Source organism: Kitasatospora sp. NPDC053057 (genome assembly GCF_044546945.1).
Lineage (GTDB): Bacteria > Actinomycetota > Actinomycetes > Streptomycetales > Streptomycetaceae > Kitasatospora.
Window position 1 is genome coordinate 1 of record NZ_JBITZP010000112.1, and the last position, 3,652, is coordinate 3,652.

The following is a 3,652-nucleotide window of genomic DNA, read 5'->3' on the forward strand; positions in this document are numbered from 1 at the left end:
TGTCGCCAGTCTCTGAAAAGTGACCCTCAGCCAGTTCTTGAATGTTGACCCCTTTGGTCATCCTGCGCGGCTCTACTGCGGCGCGCTGCCGCGCAGGATGACCGCGATCATGTCGTCCAAGCCGTGCTCAGCCGCCTCCGGCGGTAGCACGCCGCTTACCGTCAGGCCCGCGTAGCCGTGCAGCGCCGCGACGATCGGCAGGGCGATCCGTTCGAGTGGCCCCTCGCGTACTTCGCCCCGGCGCTGCCCGTCGCCGATCAGCTCCAGGAGTTGATCGGACCATCGATGGGCGCTCGCCCCGAGGGCCTGCGGCGCCTGCGCACTGTGCTTGACGGAGAACATCAGGTCAAGCAGTGCGGCGTTGGCCACGGCGAAGCCCACGTAGGCGCGGGCTGCGGCATCCAGCCGGTCGGCGAATGTCTCACCGGCGCCTTCCTGCGAGGCCGCGATGGTCTCGGCGAGCCGCTCGAACCCGGTCAGCGCCAGGGCGTCCAGCAGGGCCTGCTTGGACTTGAAGTGGCGACTCGGCGCGCCGGGGCTCACCCCGATCTCGCGGGCCAGTTCGCGCAAGGACAGGGCGGACGTGCCCTTCTCGCGCAATGTCGTCTCGGCTCGCGCGAGCAGCGCGGTGGGGAGGTCTCCGTGGTGGTAGGGGCGGTTCGTCATGCCCTCAGCCTAGCCGAGTGTATTCGATGAATACATTGTGATCGTTGACTACATTGTGATCAGTGAATACATTGGGGGCATGGCAAAGAACACGCAGACCCGCCCCTGGAACACCACCGACATCCCCGACCAGACCGGCCGCACCGCCGTCGTGACCGGCGCCAACAGCGGCCTCGGCCTCGCCACCGCCACAGCCCTGGCCGCCGCGGGCGCCCACGTCGTCCTCGCCGTACGGGACACCAAGCGCGGCGAAGCCGCAGCCGCGACGGTGAACGGCAGCGTGGAGGTCCGCCGGCTCGACCTGGCCGACCTCGCCTCCGTGCGCGAGTTCGCCGCCGACTGGCACGGCGACCTGGACCTGCTCATCAACAACGCCGGCGTCATGAACGTCCCGGAGGGTCGCACCAAGGACGGCTTCGAGACCCAGTTCGGCACCAACCACCTCGGCCACTTCGCCCTGACCAACCTGCTGCTGCCCCACATCACCGACCGCGTGGTGTCCCTGTCCTCGGGCGCGCACAAGGCCCCGGGCAACCCCCGCATCCACTTCGACAACCTCGACCTGACCGGCGAGTACAACCCGCTGACCGCTTACAGCCAGTCCAAGCTCGCCACCCTGCTCTTCACCCTGGAACTCCAGCGACGACTCAGCGCCACCGGCTCGCCCGTCCGCGCCCTCGCCGCACACCCCGGCCTGGCCGCCACCAACCTCCAGAGCCACGACGCCAGCCTCCTGCGAACCCTCTTCTACCGTCTCGTCAACAGGCTGATCGCCCAGGACGGCGAGGCCGGCGCACTCCCCACCCTCTACGCCGCCGTTCAGGACCTTCCCGGCGCGAGCTACGTCGGCCCCGACGGCATGTTCGAGATGCGTGGCGCCCCATCCCTGGCCGGCCGTTCGGCAGCGGCCAGCGACCCGGCCACAGCCCACCGCCTGTGGACCGTCTCCGAAGAGCTGACCGGCGTCACCTTCCCGAAGCTGACTGCGGCACTTCGATCCTGAAGCCGTGGCCGACCCACCGAGTCGGCGACCTGCAACGGGGCAGGTGGCCGCACTCGGTGTCACGGAGGCTGCTCGATACAAGAGGGTGCTGAAGGTGGAGGACTGGGCGGAGATACGTCGGCTGCATCGAGCAGAGGGCGTGCCCATCAAGGAGATCTCACGGCGGCTGGGGGTGGCCCGGAACACGGTGCGGGCCGCGTTGAACTCGGACCGGCCGCCGAAGTACGAACGGGCCCCGCGCGGACGGGTAGCGGACGCCTTCGAGCCGCAGATCCGGGGCCTGTTGAACGAGTGGCCGACGATGCCGGCCCCGGTGATCGCCGAGCGGATCAAGTGGCCGTACTCGATGTCGCCGCTGACGAAGAAGCTGGCCGAGATCCGGCCGGAGTACGTCGGCATCGACCCGGTCGACCGGGTCACCTACGAACCCGGCCAGATCACCCAGTGCGACCTGTGGTTCCCGGAGACGAGGGTCCAGGTCGCACCCGGCCAGCAGCGGGTCCTACCGGTCCTGGTCATGACGCTCGGCTTCTCCCGGTTCCTGACCGCGGAAATGATCCCGACACGGCAGGGCGGCGACATCCTGGCGGGCATGTGGTCGCTGATCAGCGGCATCGGCCGGGTGACGCACACGCTGGTCTGGGACCGCGAGGCAGCCATCGGCGGCAGCGGGAAGGTGACCGCACTGGCCGCCGCGTTCGCCGGGACGCTGGCCACGAAGATCAAGCTCGCGCCGCCCCGCGACCCCGAATACAAGGGCATGGTCGAGCGGAACAACCAGTTCCTGGAAACCTCGTTCCTACCGGGACGGCAGTTCGCCTCGCCGGCCGACTTCAACCAGCAGCTGGCCGAGTGGCTGCAGCGGGCCAACGCCCGCACCGTCCGCTCCATCCAGGGCCGCCCGGTCGACCTGCTGGAGACCGACCGCCAGGCGATGATCGCGCTGCCGCCCTTCGCCCCGCCAATCGGGCTGACACAGCGCGTCCGACTCGGACGGGACTACTACGTCCGCGTCGACACCGTCGACTACTCGGTGGACCCGCAGGCCATCGGCCGGTTCGTCGACGTGACCGCCATGCCGGACACGGTCATGGCCATCTGCGACGGCCAGATCGTCGCCCACCACCAGCGGTCCTGGGCCAAGCAGGCCGTGGTCACCGACCCCGACCACGCGGCTACCGCGGCCCGGATGCGCCAGGCCCTGGCCCTGGACCGGCAAAGACGCCAGGCGGCAACCCGCCAGCACAGCGACGGCCATGCCGTCGCCCTCCGGGCCCTGCCCGATTACGACGCCCTGTTCGGCGTCGACTTCGACCCCGCGAGCACAACGAAAGCGAGCAGTGAGTGACCACCACCGCGCCGACCAAGGACGGCCTGCCGTCCATGATCGCCTACCTGACCCGGGTCCTGAAGACCCCGACGATCGGCGCGTTCTGGGAGGAACTCGCCGAGCAGGCCAGGGACGAGAACTGGTCCCACGAGGAATACCTGGCCGCGCTGCTGCAGCGGCAGGTCGCCGACCGGGAGTCCAAGGGCACCGTGATGCGGATCCGCACCGCTCATTTTCCGCAGGTCAAGACCCTGGAAGACTTCAACCTCGACCACCTGCCATCGCTGCGGCGCGATGTCCTCGCCCACCTGGCCACCGGCACGTTCGTCGCGAAGGCGGAGAACGTGATCCTGCTTGGCCCGCCAGGCATAGGCAAGACCCACCTGGCCATCGGGCTCGGTGTCAAGGCCGCCCACGCCGGCTACTCGGTCCTGTTCGACACCGCCAGCAACTGGATCACCCGCCTCGCCGAGGCCCACCAAGCAGGCCGCCTGGACGCCGAGTTGAAGAAGATCCGCCGCTACAAGCTGATCATCATCGACGAAGTCGGCTATATCCCGTTCGACCAAGACGCGGCGAACCTGTTCTTCCAGCTCATCGCCTCCCGCTACGAGCAGGGCTCCGTCATGGTGACCTCGAACCTGCCCTTCGGG

The 3,652-nt window shown here is 68.8% G+C and carries 4 protein-coding genes; 3 read left to right on the plus strand and 1 reads right to left on the minus strand.

All coding sequences use genetic code 11. The features are described 5' to 3' along the window. Positions 1-72: 72 nt before the first annotated feature. A complete protein-coding gene (locus tag ACIG5E_RS39165; RefSeq protein WP_396542048.1) occupies positions 73-666 on the minus strand; it encodes a TetR/AcrR family transcriptional regulator in 594 nt (197 codons plus the stop codon). A 79-nt stretch (positions 667-745) separates the two neighbouring features. Between ACIG5E_RS39165 and ACIG5E_RS39170 the strand changes: the two genes are divergently transcribed. The 3 genes from ACIG5E_RS39170 to istB all read left to right on the plus strand — a co-directional run. After that, positions 746-1,669: an oxidoreductase gene (locus tag ACIG5E_RS39170; RefSeq protein ID WP_396542050.1), complete on the plus strand. Its 924-nt coding sequence runs from the start codon at positions 746-748 to the stop codon at positions 1,667-1,669. Positions 1,670-1,754: 85 nt separating this feature from the next. Next, positions 1,755-3,017 (plus strand): IS21 family transposase, encoded by a 1,263-nt coding sequence (istA, locus tag ACIG5E_RS39175; protein ID WP_396542054.1) that lies wholly within the window; start codon positions 1,755-1,757, stop codon positions 3,015-3,017. Then, positions 3,014-3,652 (plus strand): IS21-like element helper ATPase IstB (istB, locus tag ACIG5E_RS39180; protein ID WP_396542052.1); only part of this gene is annotated, 639 nt, incomplete at its 3' end. The genes istA and istB, both read left to right, overlap by 4 nt.